This is a genomic window from Mesorhizobium sp. NPDC059025, assembly GCF_042739655.1.
Classification (GTDB): domain Bacteria; phylum Pseudomonadota; class Alphaproteobacteria; order Rhizobiales; family Rhizobiaceae; genus Mesorhizobium.
On the sequence record NZ_JBHYIM010000002.1, the window covers coordinates 531,523 to 549,567 of the forward strand.

Annotated in this window: 16 protein-coding genes; 5 read left to right on the top strand and 11 right to left on the bottom strand. The window is 60.9% G+C overall.

Features of this window, described 5'->3' with window-relative positions:
- Positions 1 to 10: 10 nt before the first annotated feature.
- The 5 genes from sufD to ACFWYE_RS06885 all read right to left on the bottom strand — a co-directional run bounded on the left by sufD (position 11) and on the right by ACFWYE_RS06885 (position 5,213).
- On the bottom strand, positions 11 to 1,279 hold the full coding sequence (sufD, locus tag ACFWYE_RS06865) for a Fe-S cluster assembly protein SufD (RefSeq protein WP_379110397.1): 1,269 nt from the start codon (positions 1,277 to 1,279) through the stop codon (positions 11 to 13).
- A 10-nt stretch (positions 1,280 to 1,289) separates the two neighbouring features.
- A complete protein-coding gene (gene sufC, locus ACFWYE_RS06870) occupies positions 1,290 to 2,045 on the bottom strand; it encodes a Fe-S cluster assembly ATPase SufC (protein ID WP_129415872.1) in 756 nt (251 codons plus the stop codon).
- Positions 2,046 to 2,072: 27 nt separating this feature from the next.
- Positions 2,073 to 2,342: a hypothetical protein gene (locus ACFWYE_RS06875; protein ID WP_379110399.1), complete on the bottom strand. Its 270-nt coding sequence runs from the start codon at positions 2,340 to 2,342 to the stop codon at positions 2,073 to 2,075.
- Positions 2,342 to 3,871, bottom strand: a complete 1,530-nt coding sequence (sufB, locus tag ACFWYE_RS06880; RefSeq protein WP_326891438.1) for a Fe-S cluster assembly protein SufB — start codon at positions 3,869 to 3,871, stop codon at positions 2,342 to 2,344. Before sufB ends, ACFWYE_RS06875 begins: the two co-directional genes overlap by 1 nt.
- A gap of 181 nt (positions 3,872 to 4,052) precedes the next feature.
- Positions 4,053 to 5,213 (bottom strand): cysteine desulfurase family protein, encoded by a 1,161-nt coding sequence (locus ACFWYE_RS06885; RefSeq protein ID WP_379110400.1) that lies wholly within the window; start codon positions 5,211 to 5,213, stop codon positions 4,053 to 4,055.
- Between the two features lie 294 nt (positions 5,214 to 5,507).
- On the opposite strand from ACFWYE_RS06885, the gene ACFWYE_RS06890 reads away from it, so the two are divergent.
- The 3 genes from ACFWYE_RS06890 (at position 5,508) to ACFWYE_RS06900 (ending at position 7,387) form a co-directional block, all read left to right on the top strand.
- On the top strand, positions 5,508 to 6,182 hold the full coding sequence (locus tag ACFWYE_RS06890; RefSeq protein WP_054313999.1) for an alpha/beta hydrolase: 675 nt from the start codon (positions 5,508 to 5,510) through the stop codon (positions 6,180 to 6,182).
- 38 nt (positions 6,183 to 6,220) lie between these two features.
- Complete coding sequence (locus ACFWYE_RS06895; RefSeq protein WP_379110402.1) at positions 6,221 to 6,658, top strand: acetyltransferase; 438 nt, start codon at positions 6,221 to 6,223, stop codon at positions 6,656 to 6,658.
- A gap of 81 nt (positions 6,659 to 6,739) precedes the next feature.
- Entirely contained in the window at positions 6,740 to 7,387 is a 648-nt protein-coding gene (locus tag ACFWYE_RS06900) for an FMN-binding negative transcriptional regulator (protein ID WP_379110403.1), read from the top strand.
- Between the two features lie 11 nt (positions 7,388 to 7,398).
- Here the strand turns inward: ACFWYE_RS06900 and ACFWYE_RS06905 are convergent, their stop codons facing one another.
- The 5 genes from ACFWYE_RS06905 to ACFWYE_RS06925 form a co-directional block, all read right to left on the bottom strand.
- Positions 7,399 to 8,250, bottom strand: a complete 852-nt coding sequence (locus tag ACFWYE_RS06905) for a phosphatase PAP2 family protein (RefSeq protein ID WP_379110404.1) — start codon at positions 8,248 to 8,250, stop codon at positions 7,399 to 7,401.
- 99 nt (positions 8,251 to 8,349) lie between these two features.
- Positions 8,350 to 9,990: an ArnT family glycosyltransferase gene (locus ACFWYE_RS06910; RefSeq protein WP_379110632.1), complete on the bottom strand. Its 1,641-nt coding sequence runs from the start codon at positions 9,988 to 9,990 to the stop codon at positions 8,350 to 8,352.
- A gap of 162 nt (positions 9,991 to 10,152) precedes the next feature.
- Positions 10,153 to 10,485, bottom strand: a complete 333-nt coding sequence (locus ACFWYE_RS06915; protein WP_326891432.1) for a lipid-A-disaccharide synthase N-terminal domain-containing protein — start codon at positions 10,483 to 10,485, stop codon at positions 10,153 to 10,155.
- Entirely contained in the window at positions 10,478 to 11,212 is a 735-nt protein-coding gene (locus tag ACFWYE_RS06920) for a glycosyltransferase family 2 protein (RefSeq protein WP_379110406.1), read from the bottom strand. Before ACFWYE_RS06920 ends, ACFWYE_RS06915 begins: the two co-directional genes overlap by 8 nt.
- A gap of 150 nt (positions 11,213 to 11,362) precedes the next feature.
- Positions 11,363 to 12,487, bottom strand: coding sequence for an anhydro-N-acetylmuramic acid kinase (locus tag ACFWYE_RS06925; protein ID WP_379110408.1), 1,125 nt, complete (start codon positions 12,485 to 12,487; stop codon positions 11,363 to 11,365).
- Positions 12,488 to 12,590: 103 nt separating this feature from the next.
- Here ACFWYE_RS06925 and tyrS point away from each other — a divergent pair, with 103 nt between their 5' ends.
- Complete coding sequence (gene tyrS / locus ACFWYE_RS06930; protein ID WP_379110410.1) at positions 12,591 to 13,841, top strand: tyrosine--tRNA ligase; 1,251 nt, start codon at positions 12,591 to 12,593, stop codon at positions 13,839 to 13,841.
- Positions 13,842 to 13,852: 11 nt separating this feature from the next.
- Here tyrS and ACFWYE_RS06935 read toward each other — a convergent pair whose 3' ends face one another.
- Positions 13,853 to 17,251 carry a DUF3971 domain-containing protein gene (locus ACFWYE_RS06935; RefSeq protein ID WP_379110412.1) on the bottom strand — a complete coding sequence of 1,133 codons (3,399 nt, stop codon included), beginning with the start codon at positions 17,249 to 17,251 and terminating at the stop codon, positions 13,853 to 13,855.
- A gap of 306 nt (positions 17,252 to 17,557) precedes the next feature.
- Between ACFWYE_RS06935 and ACFWYE_RS06940 the strand changes: the two genes are divergently transcribed.
- Positions 17,558 to 18,025 carry a peroxiredoxin gene (locus ACFWYE_RS06940; protein ID WP_379110414.1) on the top strand — a complete coding sequence of 156 codons (468 nt, stop codon included), beginning with the start codon at positions 17,558 to 17,560 and terminating at the stop codon, positions 18,023 to 18,025.
- Positions 18,026 to 18,045 lie beyond the last annotated feature (20 nt).

Below are 18,045 nucleotides of genomic sequence, written 5' to 3' on the forward strand. Positions count from 1 at the left end.
TCGCTACTCACTACCCGTGCGTCGCGAACCATTCGTCGAGCTTGCCTTCCAGCGTCTCGACGATCTGCTCGTCTTCCAGCTCCTCGATCACTTCCGCGACAAAGGCCTTCACCAGCAGACCACGCGCGGTCTTTTCATCGATGCCGCGCGCCATCAGATAGAAGAGATGGCCGTGGTCGATCTCGGTGACAGTGGCGCCATGGCCGCACTGGACATCGTCGGCGAAGATCTCCAGCTCCGGCTTGGTCGAGAACTCGCCATCATCCGACAACAGCAAGGTGTTGCAGGCCATCTTGGCGTCCGTCTTCTGCGCATACTGATGCACATTGATGCGGCCCTGGAAGACACCACGCGCCTTGCCGGTGACGACGTTACGGATCACTTCCGTCGACGTGGTGTGCGGCACCGCATGATCGAGCACCATGGTCACATCGGTGTGGGTGTCGCCGGCCAGGAGGTTGACGCCGCGCAGCTTGAAATCCGCGCCTTCGCCCTTGGTGGCCACCACGACTTCCTGGCGCACAAGCTTGCCGCCGGCGTTCATGAAGAACAAGGTGAGCTTGGCATCCTTGCCGATCCAGGCCTTGAACTGGGCGAGATGCGAAGCCGTTTCCGGCTGCTCCTGCACGATCAGCCAGGTCGCCTCCGCGCCCTCGTCCAGCGTCAGCTGGCTGACGGACGAGGTGAGTGCTGCGCCCTCACCGGTCTGGCGCTCGACGATGATCGCCTTGGCGCCTTTGCCGATACGAACCGGCAGCCGGACATGGCTCTGGCCACCGGCCTGCACATTCTGCAGTTCGATCGGCTTTTCCAGTTCGACCTCATCGGCGATTTCAACGAACACGCCATCGGCAACGAAAGCGGTGTTCAGCGCGCCGATGGCATCATCAGCACCATAAAGATCGAGCGCCGGCGCGAAGCTGCCGTCAGTCAGCTTGTCCGACAGGCGAGCGAACGAGACGCCTTCGACCGTCGGGAACTTGGCCGTGGATGCGCCATTCAGCACCGAAACCACGGTCGAACCCTCGATGACCGGGGCAATCGCCTTGGCCTTTGCCGATGGATCGAAAGCCGGAACGGCCGGCAGCAAGGTGCGCAGGTTGGTGTAGTGCCAGCTTTCGACACGCTTGGTCGGCAGGCCGCCCTTCAACGCCTCGATGGCATTGTCACGGCGAACCATGACCTCGCCATCGCCCGGCAACGACGACTGCCGCTCGCCGAAGGCATCGATCAGCGCCGTCTCGGCCTGTGTCAGCTGCGGTTGAACATGTGCATTCATGACAGTTCCCTCACGCAGCCTCGCCGATCACACCGGCGTAACCGTTGGCTTCCAGATCGAGCGCCAGCGACTTGTCGCCCGACTTGATGACCTGGCCCTTGTAGAGCACGTGCACGCTGTCCGGCACGATGTGCTCGAGCAGGCGCTGGTAGTGGGTGATGACGAGGAAGGCGCGGTCCGGCGAACGCAACGCGTTGACCCCGTCGGAGACGATCTTCAGCGCGTCGATGTCAAGGCCGGAGTCGGTTTCGTCGAGCACGCACAGCTTCGGCTCGAGCAGCTTCATCTGCAGGATCTCGGCGCGCTTCTTCTCGCCGCCGGAGAAGCCGACATTGAGCGGACGCTTCAGCATGGCGATGTCCATGTTCAGCGAGGCTGCAGCTTCCTTCACCCGCTTGAGGAATTCGGGCACCTTCAGCGGCTCTTCGCCACGCGCCTTGCGCTGGGCATTCATGGCAACCTTCAGGAACTCCATCGTCGCGACACCCGGTATCTCCATAGGATACTGGAACGCGAGGAAGATGCCGGATGCCGCGCGCTCGGCCGGATCCATCTCCAGGATCGACTCGCCATTGTAGAGGATGTCGCCTTCGGTGACCTCGTAGTCCTCGCGACCGGCGAGGATGTAGGACAGCGTCGACTTGCCGGAGCCGTTCGGACCCATGATGGCGGCGACTTCGCCCTTGTTCACCGTCAGGTTCAGGCCACGGATGATCTCGGTGCCGTCATCGGCGATGCGGGCATGCAGGTTCTTGATCTCAAGCATCGTTCATACCTTCAAAATTCAATTTCTTCACCGCGCGTTATCGCGGTCATTCACTCTCGAGAGCTCGGACACGAGCCTGAAAAACGGCGGCATCACAAACAACCCAAGAAAAAAACCACCAGCACCAATTCCGGCTGCATAACCGCCTAGTGCTTTAAGTCCTGGCCAGCCGCCCATCGCACCAACTAATGCAAGGACGGCTCCGCCAATTGCGATTGTGAGAAACAAGCCCAAAACACCGATCATTGCCCACTGAGTTACGGTAGCAATCCGGCCAAGTTTTGGACCAGCACTCACTACCCCACACTTCCCTCCAGGCTGATACCGATGAGTTTCTGCGCCTCGACGGCGAACTCCATCGGCAGCTCCTGGATGACATCCTTGACGAAGCCGTTGACGATCAGCGCGATGGCTTCCTCTTCCGGGATGCCGCGCTGCATGACGTAGAATTTCTGGTCCTCGGAAATCTTCGACGTCGTCGCCTCGTGCTCGAACTTGGCGGTCGAGTTCTTGGCTTCCATGTAAGGAACCGTGTGCGCGCCGCACTGGTCGCCGATCAGCAGCGAGTCGCAGTTGGTGAAGTTGCGCGCGTTGGTTGCCTTGCGGTGAGCTGAAACCTGGCCGCGATAGGTGTTCTGGCTGAAACCGGCAGCAATACCCTTGGAGATGATCCGGCTGCGGGTGTTCTTGCCGAGATGGATCATCTTGGTACCGCTATCGATCTGCTGATAGCCATTCGACACCGCGATCGAGTAGAAATTGCCCTGGCTCTCGTCGCCGCGCAAAATACAGGACGGGTACTTCCAGGTGATCGCCGAACCGGTCTCGACCTGCGTCCACGAGATCTTCGAGCGATGGCCACGGCAGTCGCCGCGCTTGGTGACGAAGTTGTAGATGCCACCTTTGCCCTGCGCGTCACCGGGATACCAGTTCTGCACGGTCGAATATTTGATCTCGGCATCGTCGAGAGCAACCAGCTCGACCACTGCGGCGTGAAGCTGGTTCTCGTCGCGCTGCGGCGCGGTACAGCCTTCCAGATAGGAAACGTAGGCTCCCTCTTCCGCGATGATCAGCGTGCGTTCGAACTGGCCGGTATTCTTCTCGTTGATGCGGAAATAGGTCGAGAGTTCCATCGGACAGCGAACACCCTTCGGTACGAAGACGAAGGAGCCGTCGGTGAAGACCGCCGAGTTCAGCGTGGCATAGAAATTGTCGGAGGTCGGCACGACCGAGCCGAGATATTTCTTCACCAGTTCCGGATGTTCGCGGATGGCTTCCGAGATCGAGCAAAAGATGACGCCGGCCTTGGCCAGCTCTTCCTTGAAGGTGGTGACAACGGAAACCGAGTCGAAGACGGCATCAACGGCGACGCGACCGGATTTGTAGACGTTATCGCTGGCATCTTCGTCCGACAGTCCGTCGACCGGCGCCTTTTCCTTCTGCACGCCGGCGAGGATTTCCTGTTCTTTCAGCGGAATGCCGAGCTTCTCGTAGACCTTGAGCAGTTCCGGATCGACCTCGTCCAACGACTTGGGACCGGACTGGTTCTTCGGTGCCGCGTAATAGTGGAGGTCCTGGAAGTCGATCTTGGGATACTCGACGCGCGCCCAGGTCGGCTCGTCCAGCGTCAACCAGCGGCGATACGCCTCCAGACGCCATTCCAGCATCCACTCCGGCTCATTCTTCTTTTCGGAAATGAAACGGATAATGTCTTCCGAAAGGCCCTTGGGAGCCTTGTCGGTCTCGATCGTCGTTTCAAAGCCATATTTATATTGGTCGACGTCGATCTTTCGGACTCGATCGATCGTCTCCTGCACGGCAGGCATAAGCGTTCTCCATCCATGCCGAGGTCAAGGCCCGGCCGTTTTCAAACTATGGCACCGCCGGCCCTATGCGGGCCGTGCTTGGCGGCGTAAGTTCCATATAGTGCGCTCCGGCCAAGAAAACACCCGGCCAATCGGAACACACGGCTCTACCAGGCCGAAGCCTGAATTCTTTCCGCCTTTTTCAGGCGGCTCTTTCCCGCGCTGCGCGGCGGGCGACGATGCCAGCCAGCGCCTTGCGAAACCGTTCGACATCCTCGGCGGTCGTGGCAGCACCGATCGACACCCGCAGTGCCCCGCCCTCCTCGCCATGGCCCATCGCTTTCAGCACGTGGCTCGGGCCGACCTTGCCCGACGAACAGGCCGAGCCTGCCGACAGCGCGACACCAGCGAGATCGAAAGCAATCTGCGCCGTCTCGGCCTTGGTGGCTGGAATAGCGAAGAACGTCGTGTTGGCAAGGCGTTCGACGCGCTTTCCGAAAATTTCGGCGTCAGGCACCAATTCGATCACGATCGCCTCAATGGTGTCACGCCGCTGCCGGACAGCCTCGATATCGGCAAGTCCAGCCAGCGCTTCGCGCGCGGCCGCACCAAAACCGGCAATTGCGGCCAGGTTTTCCGTACCGCCGCGATGACCCTTCTCCTGGCCGCCGCCGGTAACCAAAGGCGCCGGCATCATCAAATCAGAGGCAGCAACGATCGCCCCTATGCCTTTGGGGCCGCCGAGCTTGTGGGAGGAGAGAATCAAATAGTCGGCGTAAGGCGCTGACATGTCGAGCGAAATGCGCCCTGCTGCCTGCACCGCGTCCACCACAAGGACACCGCCGGCCGCTTTCACGGCTGCGGCAATCTCGGCAATCGGCTGAATGACGCCGGTCTCATTGTTGGCTGCGTGGATGGCCACCAGAGGCAGGCCTTCGGTTTTGTCGTGGCCGGCAAGCGCCAGGTCGAAGGCTTCGAGGTCGAGAATGCCATCGGCTGTCACGCCGATGCGCACCACCTTCTCAGGCGCGAAACGGCCACCGTTCAGTACGCAAGGATGGTCAGCTGCGGAAACGTAGAGGCGCCCCATGCGCAGTGCCGCACGGCCCATGCGCCAATCGGGAGACAGCAATGTTACAGCCGCTTCTGTGGCGCCTGAGGTGAAGAAGACATGATCCGGCTTGGCGGTGACCAATGCGGCCACATCGCGGCGAGCATCTTCGATCAGCCGCCGCGCCGCGCGGCCTTCGGCATGCACCGAGGAGGGATTTGCCGCATCCAACGCCGCGACCACAGCCGCGCGCGCCGCCGGAAGCAGCGGTGCACTGGCATTGTAGTCGAGATAGGCGCGATGTTCGGCCATTTACCCGGTATTTTCCCTTCAAAACCCGCTCTCGCAACGAGAAGCGTTATTTCCTTGAAATTCCAAGGCCAGCCGTCCTATTACGCGGCTTGCGGCAGCAATGGCAGAGCCTTACATCTCGGCCATGCAGTTTTGAACAGTTCTAAACTAGCTTCTAGGTAGGCGCTCGCCTTGCGTCAAGCTTGGATTAGGGCCGGAGTTGGAATTGTTCGGACGCCTTAGCAAAGTGTTGGAGTGCCCTTTGCGCGTCAAAGAGAACGCGCGGTGCTCTAGAGCGTACACCAGGAGTTGTTCATGCCAGAGGTCATTTTCGCCGGTCCGGCCGGTCGCCTTGAAGGTCGCTACCAGCCTTCCAAGGAAAAGAGCGCACCGATCGCCATCGTTCTGCATCCGCACCCGCAGTTCGGCGGTACGATGAACAACAAGATCGTCTACGACCTCTTCTATATGTTCCAGAAGCGTAACTTCACCACTCTGCGCTTCAATTTCCGCAGCATCGGCCGCAGTCAGGGCGAATTCGACCACGGCACGGGCGAACTTTCGGATGCCGCCGCGGCGCTCGACTGGGTGCAGTCGCTGCATCCCGATTCCAAGAGCTGCTGGGTGGCAGGCTATTCGTTCGGCGCCTGGATCGGCATGCAGTTGCTGATGCGTCGTCCGGAGATCGAAGGCTTCATCTCGGTGGCGCCACAGCCCAACACCTATGATTTCTCCTTCCTGGCGCCTTGCCCATCGTCGGGCCTGATCATCCACGGCGACGCCGACAAGGTGGCGCCAGCCAAGGACGTTCAGGGGCTGGTCGACAAGCTGCATACCCAGAAGGGCATCACCATCACCCAGAAGACGCTTCCGGGTGCAAACCACTTCTTCGCCAATGACGCCGAACTTCTGATCGAAGAATGCGCGGATTATCTTGATCGCCGTCTCGCCGGTGAACTGGCCGACCCGCGCCCGAAACGACTGCGTTAGAACGCGCTCATGCCGGCCCGCCGGCAGCAGGACTACACATGAAGATAAGACCCTATGCCGAGCGCGATACTGCGCGCCTGGTCGACATCTGGCTTGCCGCGGTGCGCGCCACGCATCATTTCCTGACCGAGGACGACATCCGGTTTTTCGAGCCACGGCTGCGCGATCTGCACATACCGGCACTGGAGGTCTACGTGGCGGAAGGCGATGATGGCCAATTGCTGGGTTTCGCCGGGTTGGACGGCGCAAATCTGGAAATGCTGTTCATCGAACCCGATCATCATGGACACGGCATCGGCAAACAGCTGGTCAACCATGCCGTCGCGCTCAAGGGACGCCTGAAGGTGGACGTCAACGAACAGAATCCAGGCGCCCTGGCCTTTTACCTCAAATGCGGCTTCACGCAGGTCGGTCGTTCCGAACTGGACGGCTCCGGAAAGCCTTTTCCGCTATTGCATCTCGCGCAATTAGGCTGAGACAGTCGTAAACCTCAACAGGTGTATTGCCTCAGGGCCGCGTTGATTTCAGGGTAGTCCTCGAGCAGAAGGATTTTACCCTTGTATCAGCCGCCGCATTTCAATGAGACGCGCCTCGAGGTCCTGCACGCACTGATCCGCGCGCATCCGCTGGGGTTGTTGATTTCCAATGGCGTAGACGGGCCGGTCGCCGACCCGATCCCGTTCCTGCTCGACGCAGGAACCGACAAGCACGGCGTGCTGAGAGCGCACCTGGCCAAGGCCAATCCACACTGGCGGCTGATTGCGGACAATCCATCAGCCAGGGTTCTGGTCGTCTTCCAGGGCAGCGATGCCTATGTCACGCCGTCCTGGTACGAAACCAAGCGTGAAACCGGCAAGGTGGTACCGACGTGGAACTATGCCACCGTGCAGGTGCGTGGAACGGCAAAAATCGTAGCCGACAACGCGTGGCTTGCGCGGCAGATAAACGACCTCACCGGCAAGCAGGAAGACGGGCGCGAACATTCCTGGGCGGTTACCGATGCCCCGCCGGAATTCATCCAGGCTCAGATCAAGGGCATCATTGGCCTGGAAATCACGATCGAAGACATCACCGGCAAATGGAAAGTCAGCCAGAACCGGCCTGTTGCCGACCGTGAAGGCGTGGCGAGCGGTCTCGACCATGAAACCTCGCCGCACTCGCCAAATATGGCGGCGCTGGTGCGCCGCTATGGCGGGCTCGACTGATCAGCCTGGTGCTAGGACGCAGGCTCGTTGTGGACGATTTGGCCCCCGGACGCTCCATCGCTTCCTGGCGTGCGCCAGAGGGTCCGTCTGGGGCGGGGCAGGCCGACCGGGTTTGAACGGAACAGGAAGCCCAGGCGAGCGCAGACGATCGCGGCCACCACCGCAAGGCCGAAGCCGAGGCCGAAGCCGACGATGGTATCGCTGGGATAATGGGCGCCAACGAAGATGCGCGTTGCGGCCAACCATAGACCAACGACCAGGAACCAGTATTTTCCGCGCGGAAACAAAAGCACCAGCACGGCCACGACCGATCCGATCGTCGTGGCATGCCCGGACGGAAAGGAAGCGAAGATGGCTTTCACCGTGACCGGATGAAACGAGAACGCTCCATACTCTTCGTAAAGCGCCGGGCGCGCGCGACCGAACAGGATCTTCAGGACGATGGTCAGCAATCCGGGCAAACCGACCGCCACAAGTACGAAAAGCGCAATGGAGGTGCGGTTGTAGGCGGCAACAAGCTGCTTGCGTCCCAGACGCGACCAGTCGATCTGGTTGGCCACCAACACCCATGCCGCAGCGGGCCAGAGGTACCACTCCCCCAACCCCAGTGGCGTGGACATTTCGGCCAGCGCGCCAAAAACCGGATGCCAGTCGCGCACTGAAGCTCGATCCAGATAGATGGCCGCCAGTCCTGCCAGAAGAACACAGCCTATCGTCCAGGACAGCCAGAATATCCGGTCATATTGAGCCGGGCGTTGGCGAAAACGGCGACCAATGACAGCAAAGGTGGTGACCATGTTCGTCCGGCTGCGCGCAAACATGCGCTGCAGCAGCGGCCGTGACGGCGCGCCAGCATCCTTCATACCCAAAGCCCCTTACCCCAGTTCCGCCAATCAGCGGCAGCAACACATCGGTACAGTGACGCTATCATGACAGATCATCAAGGTCTGGCTAACGAACGGTCAAGGCTTGGCGACCCTGTAGAGCCCGAGTGCCAGTTTGTCGCCCGATGAATAATTGGTGCCGTCGATTTCCTTCAGGCGCGTTGCCGTCTTGCCCGAACTTGCCAGTGCGGATTGAAGTGCTGGCTCGTCGGCAACAGGAACCAGTGCGAGCGCGCAAGCCGGATCCACCGCCAGATGGGCGGCGGCCCCTTGCGTATCGGTCAGCTGGGTATTGGTGCCGGCCATAAAGATCAGGCTCGGCTCATGGTATCGAGACGATGCCAGAACCGAATTCTCGCAAGGCTTGTTTTCCTGGATCGCGGCGACGATGCGTGGTGTCAACCAGATCGGCGCCAGCGTCGGCACGATAAGACCGATCAGCACCGCATAGGTCGCGCCAGCAGCAGCAGCAGCGGCACCGATGCGATTCAACGAAAGCTGCGATTGGCGTGGGAATGCCAGATAACCTGCGGCGAGCGCAAAAATGGCCGCAGGAATGCTCCACGGATTGAACGCGCCGGTCAAATAAAGCGGCGCGCCAACTGCGATCGCCGCGATCCCAAGCGTGACGACGACAAGACCGAAGGCAGTCGCCCAATAGAGCCAGGTCTGCCAGCGTTTCAGGGCCGCCTGTTCCGGCGACGCAGTAAGCAGCCAGCCGACGAGCAGCGCAACAGCGGGGTAGGCCGGCAGTACGTAATGCGGCAGCTTGGTGGGCACCAGCTCGAGAAGGATCCAGAACGGTATGTACCACGCAAGGCAGAAGCGCAGCCGTGGGTCACTGCGCACATGATTGAGAGCTGCCAGCCCTGCTCCGAGCGCGATCAGGCTGAATGGCCACATGAACAGCGAATAGGTCAGCGAATAATAGCCCGGGGGCATGCCATGCGATTCCTGACCGTCGGCGACCTTGCCGACCAGATCCTTGCCGACGGCTTCCTGCCAGAATGCACCACCACTCTTCCAGGTGATGACCGCAAGCCAGGGCACGACGATAAGAGCCGTCAGCAGCAAGCCTCGTCCGGCCTTCAGCCGCGACAGCCAGCGTGCGTCGCGCTCGAAAGCGAGCAGGATCAGGATGGTGACAAGCGACAATGCTGGCGTGATCGGTCCCTTGATGAGGATACCGACCCCTTGCGCGATCCAGAACAGCCACGGCAGATATGAGGCCGAGGGCTCGTCGCGGCGTGCCGCAACGTAGATCTGCGCCAATGTACCCTGCGCGAGCACACAACAGGCCAGGAGGAACGCATCGGTCTTGGCGATACGCCCCTCGAAGGCCGTGGCGAAGATGGCTGCGATCACCAGACCGGCGGCCAAGCCGGCATTTGCACCAAATAGAACAGTCGCCGTCCATGCCGTTGCAACCACCGCGATGGCGATGCCCAGGGCCGATACGAGACGATAGATCCAGATCGGAGCGCCGGCCCCCTCGCCGCTCAATCCCACTGCCGCTGACTGCAGCCAGTAGATGCCGATCGGTTTCTTGTAGCGCGAGGCCTCCTGGAAGCGGATGTCCATATAGTCCCCGCTCTCGGCCATCTGCTTGGTGGCTTGCACAAAACGCGCTTCATCGCGGTCCACCACCGGCAGACTGGCGAGCCCCGACGCAGAGAGCACGAGACTGAAGAGAAACAGAAACAGATATTTCCTGGTCATCTCCACGCGCCTGATCTCCTACCGAAAGATTGATCCGCCGCGGACGACTGTGCCATCCGGGGCGATCTCGAAGAATTATTGCCTCTGGCGGTCATGGCCGACCGTCGGTCGAGCGCGACTTTTGCTCCAAAATCGATGCGATAACTCTCCGAAATCGCCTAATCAGTCGACCTTGCTCATGGCAGCCTTGCGCTCATTGGCGATCAGCCAGAGATTGCGGATGTAGATGAAGAGGCCCAGGCCCTGCCCCGCGATAAAGACCGGGTCACGGCGCTGTATTGCGTAGACCAGGAGCAGCCCGCCACCGCCGAGCGAAAAAAACCAGAAGGCAATCGGCACCACCGAACGCTTGGCCCGTTCGGAGGCAACCCATTGCACCACGAAGCGCATGGTGAAGAAGAACTGCGCGATGAAGCCGAGCAGCACCCAGCCATCGAACTGCTGCACGAAGACTTCATGCAGCCAGGTCACCAATTCCTGGAACACACTATCCATGCGTGATTTCCCTTGCCCTTGGCATACGCCGGCGCCGACGCCGCAGCCACCAGACTCCGAGCAGATCGGCGGCTCCCTGCAGCCCTCGATCGAAGATGCCGTAATTGGACTTGCCGTGGCGGCGCGAGCGGTCGACCACGTCGCGATGCACCACTCCGAAGCCTTCCTGGATAATGAGCGCCGGCACGAAACGGTGCGTGCCGTCGAAGAACGGAAGCTTGCGGAAGATCTCGGTACGCACGGCCTTCAGCCCGCATCCGGTGTCGCGGGTCTGGTCATGCAGGATTGCGTTGCGCAACCAGTTGGCGAAACGTGAGGCAAGCTGCTTGGCCTTGCTGTCGCGCCGCTTCAGCCGCTGCCCCTGGGCTGCGCCGACCTCCGGACCAGCCTCGCGCAGCGCATCGACCAAGACCGGGATATACTGCGGGTCGTTCTGGCCATCACCGTCGATGGTTGCGACGATATCGCCACGCGCCGCCCAGACGCCGGAACGCACGGCAAGGCTTTGACCGGACGACTTCTCATGGCGGATGTGGCGAACCGGAAACGGCTGCGCGGCATCCAGGGTGGCAAGCACCGCCGCTGTGTCGTCGGTAGAACCGTCGTCAACGACTATGACCTCGAAGTCGCGCCCACTCATGGCCGCAGCGATCTCGTCGATCAGCAGAGGCAGGTTAGCCGCCTCGTTGCGGCCTGGTATGACGATGGAGATCAAGGTGTCCGCCATGGCAATCAGATCGACCGAACAACTTCACGAATGTCGAGCGACGCGGTCGGCCCGACGCGTCTCTGGAATGGCGGCGCGTCCACCGGAACGCGGGCTTTCCTTACGCCAGAGGCCAGATCGTGGCAAGCATCCGGGATAGGGCAATCCCATTCACGGACGCGTGATCAGCCCGCCCGTCACAGCCTCGCTGCAGCCGGTCGTGGTTGGAAACGTCAACGGAAGACCGCGTTCCGCGCGCACGGCGAGGTAGGCCCAGGCCTCTGCTTCAGTGGAGTCACCATTGAAGCCGGCATCCTCGGCCAGGATCACCTGCGCACCGGCCTTCAGCGCACCGGTGCGCAGGTCGCCGACGATATGCGGGTTCTTGCGACCGCCACCGCATACGATCCACAGTCGCGGCGCTTCCGGCATATGGTCGGCGGATTTGAGGATGGCTTCAGCCGAAACGCTGGCTAGCGTGCGGGCACCATCGGCGAGTTCCAGACCTTCGACTTCACCAAGCGTGAAATCGTTGCGATCCAGGGACTTCGGACCGGATTTCGCGAAAAAGGGACTATCGAGATAACGTTCGACAACCGAGACGATCACGCCACCTTCGCTGGCGATCGCACCGCCGGCATCGAAAGGCACTCCGCCTTCGCGCGACACCCATTGATCGATCAGCGTATTGCCAGGCCCCGTATCGAAGGCGATGGGATCGCCGCTTTCCCCGACATAGGTGATGTTGGAAATACCGCCAATGTTGACGAACACGACCGGATAATCGTCCGCAAACGGCTGAGGCAGTGTTCTGGCCAGCGCGGCATGATAGGCGGGAACCAGTGGCGCTCCCTGACCGCCGTGCAGCATGTCGTTGGCGCGCATGTCATAGACCACTGGCAAACCGGTGCGTAGTGCCAGCAACGGCCCATCACCGAGCTGGACCGTCAGCCCCAGATGTGGCCGGTGCAGCACAGTCTGGCCGTGGAAGCCGATCAGATCGGGCTGTCCCCATTTCCCGGCTTCCCCAGCCAGAAACCGCGTCACGGCATCCGCATGCCTCTCCGTGATCTCCCTCTCGAGTTCGGCAAGTGTTCCCGGGCGCTCCTCGCGCTGGACGATCGCCTTGGCCTCCTCCAGCCCAGCCGCGATGCGCTGACGGAAGGCCGCCTCGTAAGGCACGAAGAAGGATGGACCGCGCTTGAGTGCATTTTCGCCGTCGCTACGCAGCATGGCGAGGTCGATGCCGTCCATCGAGGTACCGCTCATCAAGCCGATTGCGCAGAATTGAGGCATTCCTGACCTATATTCTTGTGATTCCAGGCTCGGCGATGCTAAAGGCCCGGAGCAGCGCACGCCAAGGGCTGCGCTGATTTCTCGTTGTTTCCGGAATCCAGTCATGCCCGCCTTCAAGTCCGACTTTCTGCGCGTTCTCGACGAACGTGGCTTCATCCATCAGATCTCCGACCCGGAAGGGCTCGACGCATTGGCCATGAAGGGCCCGATCTGCGGCTATGTCGGCTACGATGCTACGGCTACGTCGATCCATATCGGCAATCTGATCACTGTCACAATGCTCTACTGGCTGCAGGAGACGGGCCACAAGGCGATCACCCTGATGGGGGGTGGCACGTCGATGGTAGGCGACCCTTCCTTCCGCGACGAGCAGCGCAAGCTGCTGACCGTCGAGCAGATCGAGAGCAATATCGAGAGCATCAAGAAAGTCTACGGCAATATCCTGCGCTATGACGGCTCGAACCCGGCCATCATGGTCAACAACGCCGACTGGTTGCTGAAACTGAACTATGTCGAGTTCCTGCGTGACGTCGGCCGCCATTTCTCGGTCAACCGCATGCTGTCGTTCGACAGCGTGAAGCTCCGGCTGGACCGCGAGCAGTCGCTGTCGTTCCTTGAATTCAACTACATGATCATGCAGGGCTACGACTTCACCGAGCTCAGCCGGCGCCATGGTACGGTGCTGCAGATGGGCGGCTCCGATCAGTGGGGCAACATCATCAATGGCGTCGATCTGAGCCATCGCATGGGCGGCCCGCAGCTCTACGCACTGACCACGCCGCTGCTCACAAAATCCTCCGGCGAGAAGATGGGCAAGTCCGCCTCGGGGGCGGTCTGGCTGAATGGTGATCTCTTCAGCCCCTATGATTTCTGGCAGTATTTCCGCAACACGGAAGATGCCGATGTCGGTCGCTTCCTGAAGATCTTCACGCGCCTGCCGCTCGACGAGATTGCCAAGCTGGAAGCCCTGGGTGGTTCCGAGCTGAACGAAGCCAAGAAGATTCTCGCCACGGAAGTGACGGCAGTCGTGCATGGACGCGCTGCCGCACAAGAGGCTGCCGAGACCGCGCGCAAAACTTTCGAAGAAGGCGCGCTAGCCGACAATCTGCCGTCGATCGAGGTATCTGGCGCCGAGCTGGAGGCCGGGGTTGGTCTTCTCGCCCTGCTGGTGCGGGCCGGACTTGCCGCTTCCAACGGCGAAGCGCGCCGCCACGTCCAGGGCGGCGCGGTGCGGCTGAACGATGAAGCGATCACCGACGAACGGCGCTCTGTCACATCCCAGGATCTGAGTCCGGAAAAGGTTGCAAAGCTTTCACTCGGCAAGAAAAAACACATTCTGGTGCGGCCGGCCTAAGGCGATCGGCGTCACCGGAATTCGAAGATCGAGCGGAAGATGCCAGGCGCGATGACCGACAGCGGGTTGATCTGCAGGTCGGGTTTTTTGGCGCTCCCCCTCAACCGGTAGGTCACCCCGATCAGGCCGCGGTCGCGTCCGTTGCCCAGCAGCGCGCCGACCAGCGGCAACTCGCCGAAGATGCGGTTGATGCCGTAGGCCGGCATGAAAGTGCCGGTCATGTCCATATTATCGTTCTGGTCATAGAGTGTGCCCTGGAACGTGGTCCCGATCAGCGGACCACGCAGCACACCATTTGCCACCTTGAGAGAGCCATTTCCCTTGACGATCTCGGCATAACCTCGCTCGAACTGAACGCGTGAGGTATCGATATCGGCCTTCACGGCCTGGTTGAGCGAGCGCTTGTCGCCGGTCGGCGTCGTCGAGACGATCGACGCCAGCTTCGGCTCATTGACGATCTGGAAGTTACGGGCATCCACCGTCCCGCGCATAGGCCCATCCGCCGCGCCGGCCAGCGCCACGGCGATCGCGCCTCCTTCCATGTGCTTGTAAATGTCGAGGAAACGAAGCACCGCGCCCGCATCCGCTGACTTCATATCCAGCGTATGCCGGCCGCCAACGGTGTTGTTGGAAACGTCGATGGATGCGCCGGAGCGGGCCTGCGCCCTCACCGTCAGTCCGTTCACTTTTGATCCCGCGCCGCTGTAGTCGAGCGTGAAATTCGACACGACTTCATCATTGAAACCTGTCAGCGCCTTCACATCGGCAGTTACCGAGATTGCGTCACCGCCTGCGCCCTTTGTGGCGCTGTCGGTGTCGGAGGTGAACTGCTTGAGAAGCGCGCGAGCATCGAGTGCGTCACCATTGATTTTGACGGCATAACCCTTGCCGGAGCGTTTGATCGAAACGGCGACGTCATCGCCGCGGTTGAGCTGCACATGAGACAAATTCGCGGAAACCAGGTCACCGTTCGACAGTTCGACCGCACCACGAGCCTCGAACGTCTTGCCATCGAGATCGAAATTGGTGAGCCGGGTAGTCGATCCGGTTTTCTCCATGGTGAAAGAGACTGTTGCCGGCACACCAGGCCCCTTGCTCCACCCGGCCCAGGGAATACTCAGCTTGGCGCTGGTCAGGTCGGCAACGACGTCCTGATTGGCATTGTCGCTCTTGTCGAGCGCGATTTTCATCGTGCCTGAAAGCATGGCAGAGAGGCCTGGCATCAAACTCTGCCGAATCTTGTCATCGACCGTCAGCGTCACCTGACGGGAGCGTGGCGGCCCATCTGCTTCAAGCGGTTCAGCCAGCATGATCTCGGCGGGGATATCGTTGAGCAATGCGTGCGCCTTGACGATAGCGCTCTTGGGATCAACGACGATGCTGCCGTCGGCACCGGTGACCATCTGGTCGTCGATCGGCTTGGAGATGGCGAGATCCTGGTAATCCAGCGATACCAGCCAACCGAGCTTGGATGTATCGATGCCTTTCTGCAGCGGAATATCCGCCCTGACGTTGCCGGTAACGGTTCCGGACAGCTCGTCCGGCTTCAAGCCGACGTGTCGCATGGCGTTGATCGGTTCATAAGAAGCCAGTTCGGCGATGGCATCGGCATTGCCCGCGACATCGATGTTCAATGCGCCGATGACCGGCGGGATATTGGCATTCTTGACGCTGAGCGTGCCGTTGCTTGCTGCCACCAGACGGCCGCTCGGCATGTAGACCGTACCGCTGGACAGCGAGATGTCGACATCGTTGCCGTGGAATTCGACCACGCCATTGGCATCGCGGATGGGTGGAATCTGGCCTGCGGTATCGAAGCGTGATCCCTCAAGCTGAAAGCGGCCGAACACTTCGTTGCGGTCAAGCGGGACGCCGTTTCCTGCCCGTCCGGGCGCCACCTGATACTGCAAGCTGGCTTCGACGACCTTGCCGCCGAACAGGTTCTCCAGCACCCATTCGCGGGCCCCGTGCGCAGAGAACCAGGGCCAGAGCTGCTTGACATGCGAGACGGGCATGTCGTGAACGTTCAGAGCCATCGAGACACCCGGCGCCTTGCCGGCAACGAACTCCAGGGCTGCATTGCCCAGCACCTCGCCCGACGCCCCCGATCGGACCGCGATGGTCGGAACGACAAGTTTGCGGCTCACAGTCCGATAGTCGCCGGCGACGCGTCCGACGAAGTCGAGTGCTGGTTCCGACGAATCGATCGGCGCCAGCGTCGCCTTGTTGCTGACGAGGTCGAAACGATAGGACGGTTCATCGCCAGCAACACCCTGCGCCGGTTTAGGGCCAAGCGACCCTTCGATGTCGAAATCCGACCGGCCAACCCGCAGATCGAGGCCGTCGATGCCGATCTTGTTGGCACCCCTTAGTAGGGTCGCCTTCAGCTTCGCGTCGACCGGCAACATTCCACGTGCACCGAGATCCAGTACGGCACCGGCCAAGGAACCGGAGAGGCTGAGCCGCGGCTGCGCATCGCCCTCTCCCTCCGTTCCCTCCAGATGCAACGTCACCGCTCCGACATTGCCGCCGGCCTGCCCGGTTGCCTTGGTGTCGACCTCGATCGGCTCCACCGTAATATCAGCCCTGAGAGCCGTTACCTTGCGCGCGGCAGGATCGCGACCCGCGGAAGCCTCCACTGCAAGCTTGCGGCCGTCGACATCGAGCTTGGAGGAAAATCGCAGCGCAGCGGGACCGGATTGCGAAACGGTCGCGTCGGCAATTGTCACAAGCCGCACATCACCTGTTGGAGACAGAGCCACCGCAACATTATCGAGATCGATTGAACGGATCGAATCGAGCCGGATCGCGTCAAGCGACTGGTGGACCGCGCCGAAGACCGCATCGACGATCTTGTCGGGGTCAATCAGTCCGTCCGTGTTGCGCAGAGAAGCAGCCCAATCGCTGCTCCCCTGCGAGGGCATCGCATCGGCGAAGAGGCTCGCATCGGAAACCCTGGCGCTGGTAAGCTGCACCTCGCCCGACAGGAGCGGCAGCAGGCGCACGCCAAATCGCATAAGGCCGGCTTGCACCATTGGCTTGCCATCGCCGGCGGTCAGTTTCACATCGCGCACCTGCAGCGCCAGGAAACTCGCTTTGTCGAGCGTGATGCTGGCTGGCCCTACAGCAACGCGAATATCGACGCCGACCATCCCCTCGATGGCTTGCTCGGCGGCCTGCCGTAATCGTTCCGAGCCTATCCCACTGGCGCCGATGGCATAAACTCCGCCGACCGCCAACATAACCAGTACACCGACGCCGAACAAAACACGCGTCAGAAGACGCGCACCGCGGCGAAACCTGGCGCGCCCAAGCGGCGGCACGGCATTGGCAGAAGGCAGGGTGCGGAGATCAGCAATCTCGTCGCGCCTGAACCGGATCTTCTCGTGCCTCGGGAGTTCCTGATTCACCTGGTCTTCCGTCTTCAGCCCTCGTTGGCCGACGATTCCACGCCGACACTAGAGCGTTTCCTCCCCGAGCGGAAACGCTGAAACGCTCCAACTCGTTATCTTGCGTAATTCCGGATGCAAAACCGCGGCGCGCTTTTGCTTAAATTGCCTATATCGAGCCAATCCAAAGCGCGAACGGCAAAAGCAGAATCGTGCTTTGCCTTCCGTCGCGCGCCGATTTATTGAGGATCACGCACGATGCCAGCCGAGGCTATACCCTCACCGGCATCATAGGTTCGGCGCTTAGGCTCAAACAAAGGCGTGGTTATGGCCGATCTTGATGTGGGTGATGTTGCACCTGATTTCACTCTCCCAGCCGATGGCGGCGGCAGCCTTAAACTCGCTTCCTTTGTCGGCAAGCCGGTGGTTCTTTATTTCTATCCGGAGGACGACACCCCAAGCTGCACCAATGAGGCAATCAGCTTCTCGCAGCTCAAATCCGATTTCGAAAAGGCCGGCGCAGTGGTGATCGGACTCTCGCCCGACAGCGTAAGGAAGCACGACAAATTCAAGGCCAAGCATGCCCTGGATATCGCCCTCGCCTCCGACGAAGAGCGCAAGGTAATCGAAGCCTATCACCTGTGGGTGGAAAAGAAGATGTATGGACGCACCTATATGGGAGTGGAACGGGCCACTTTCCTGATCGGGCGCGACGGCCATATCGCCCGCGTCTGGCGCAAGGTACGGGTCAAGGGCCACGCAGAAGCGGTTCTCGAAGCGGTTCGAGCCTTGTAGTCAGACATCGGCTCGGATTT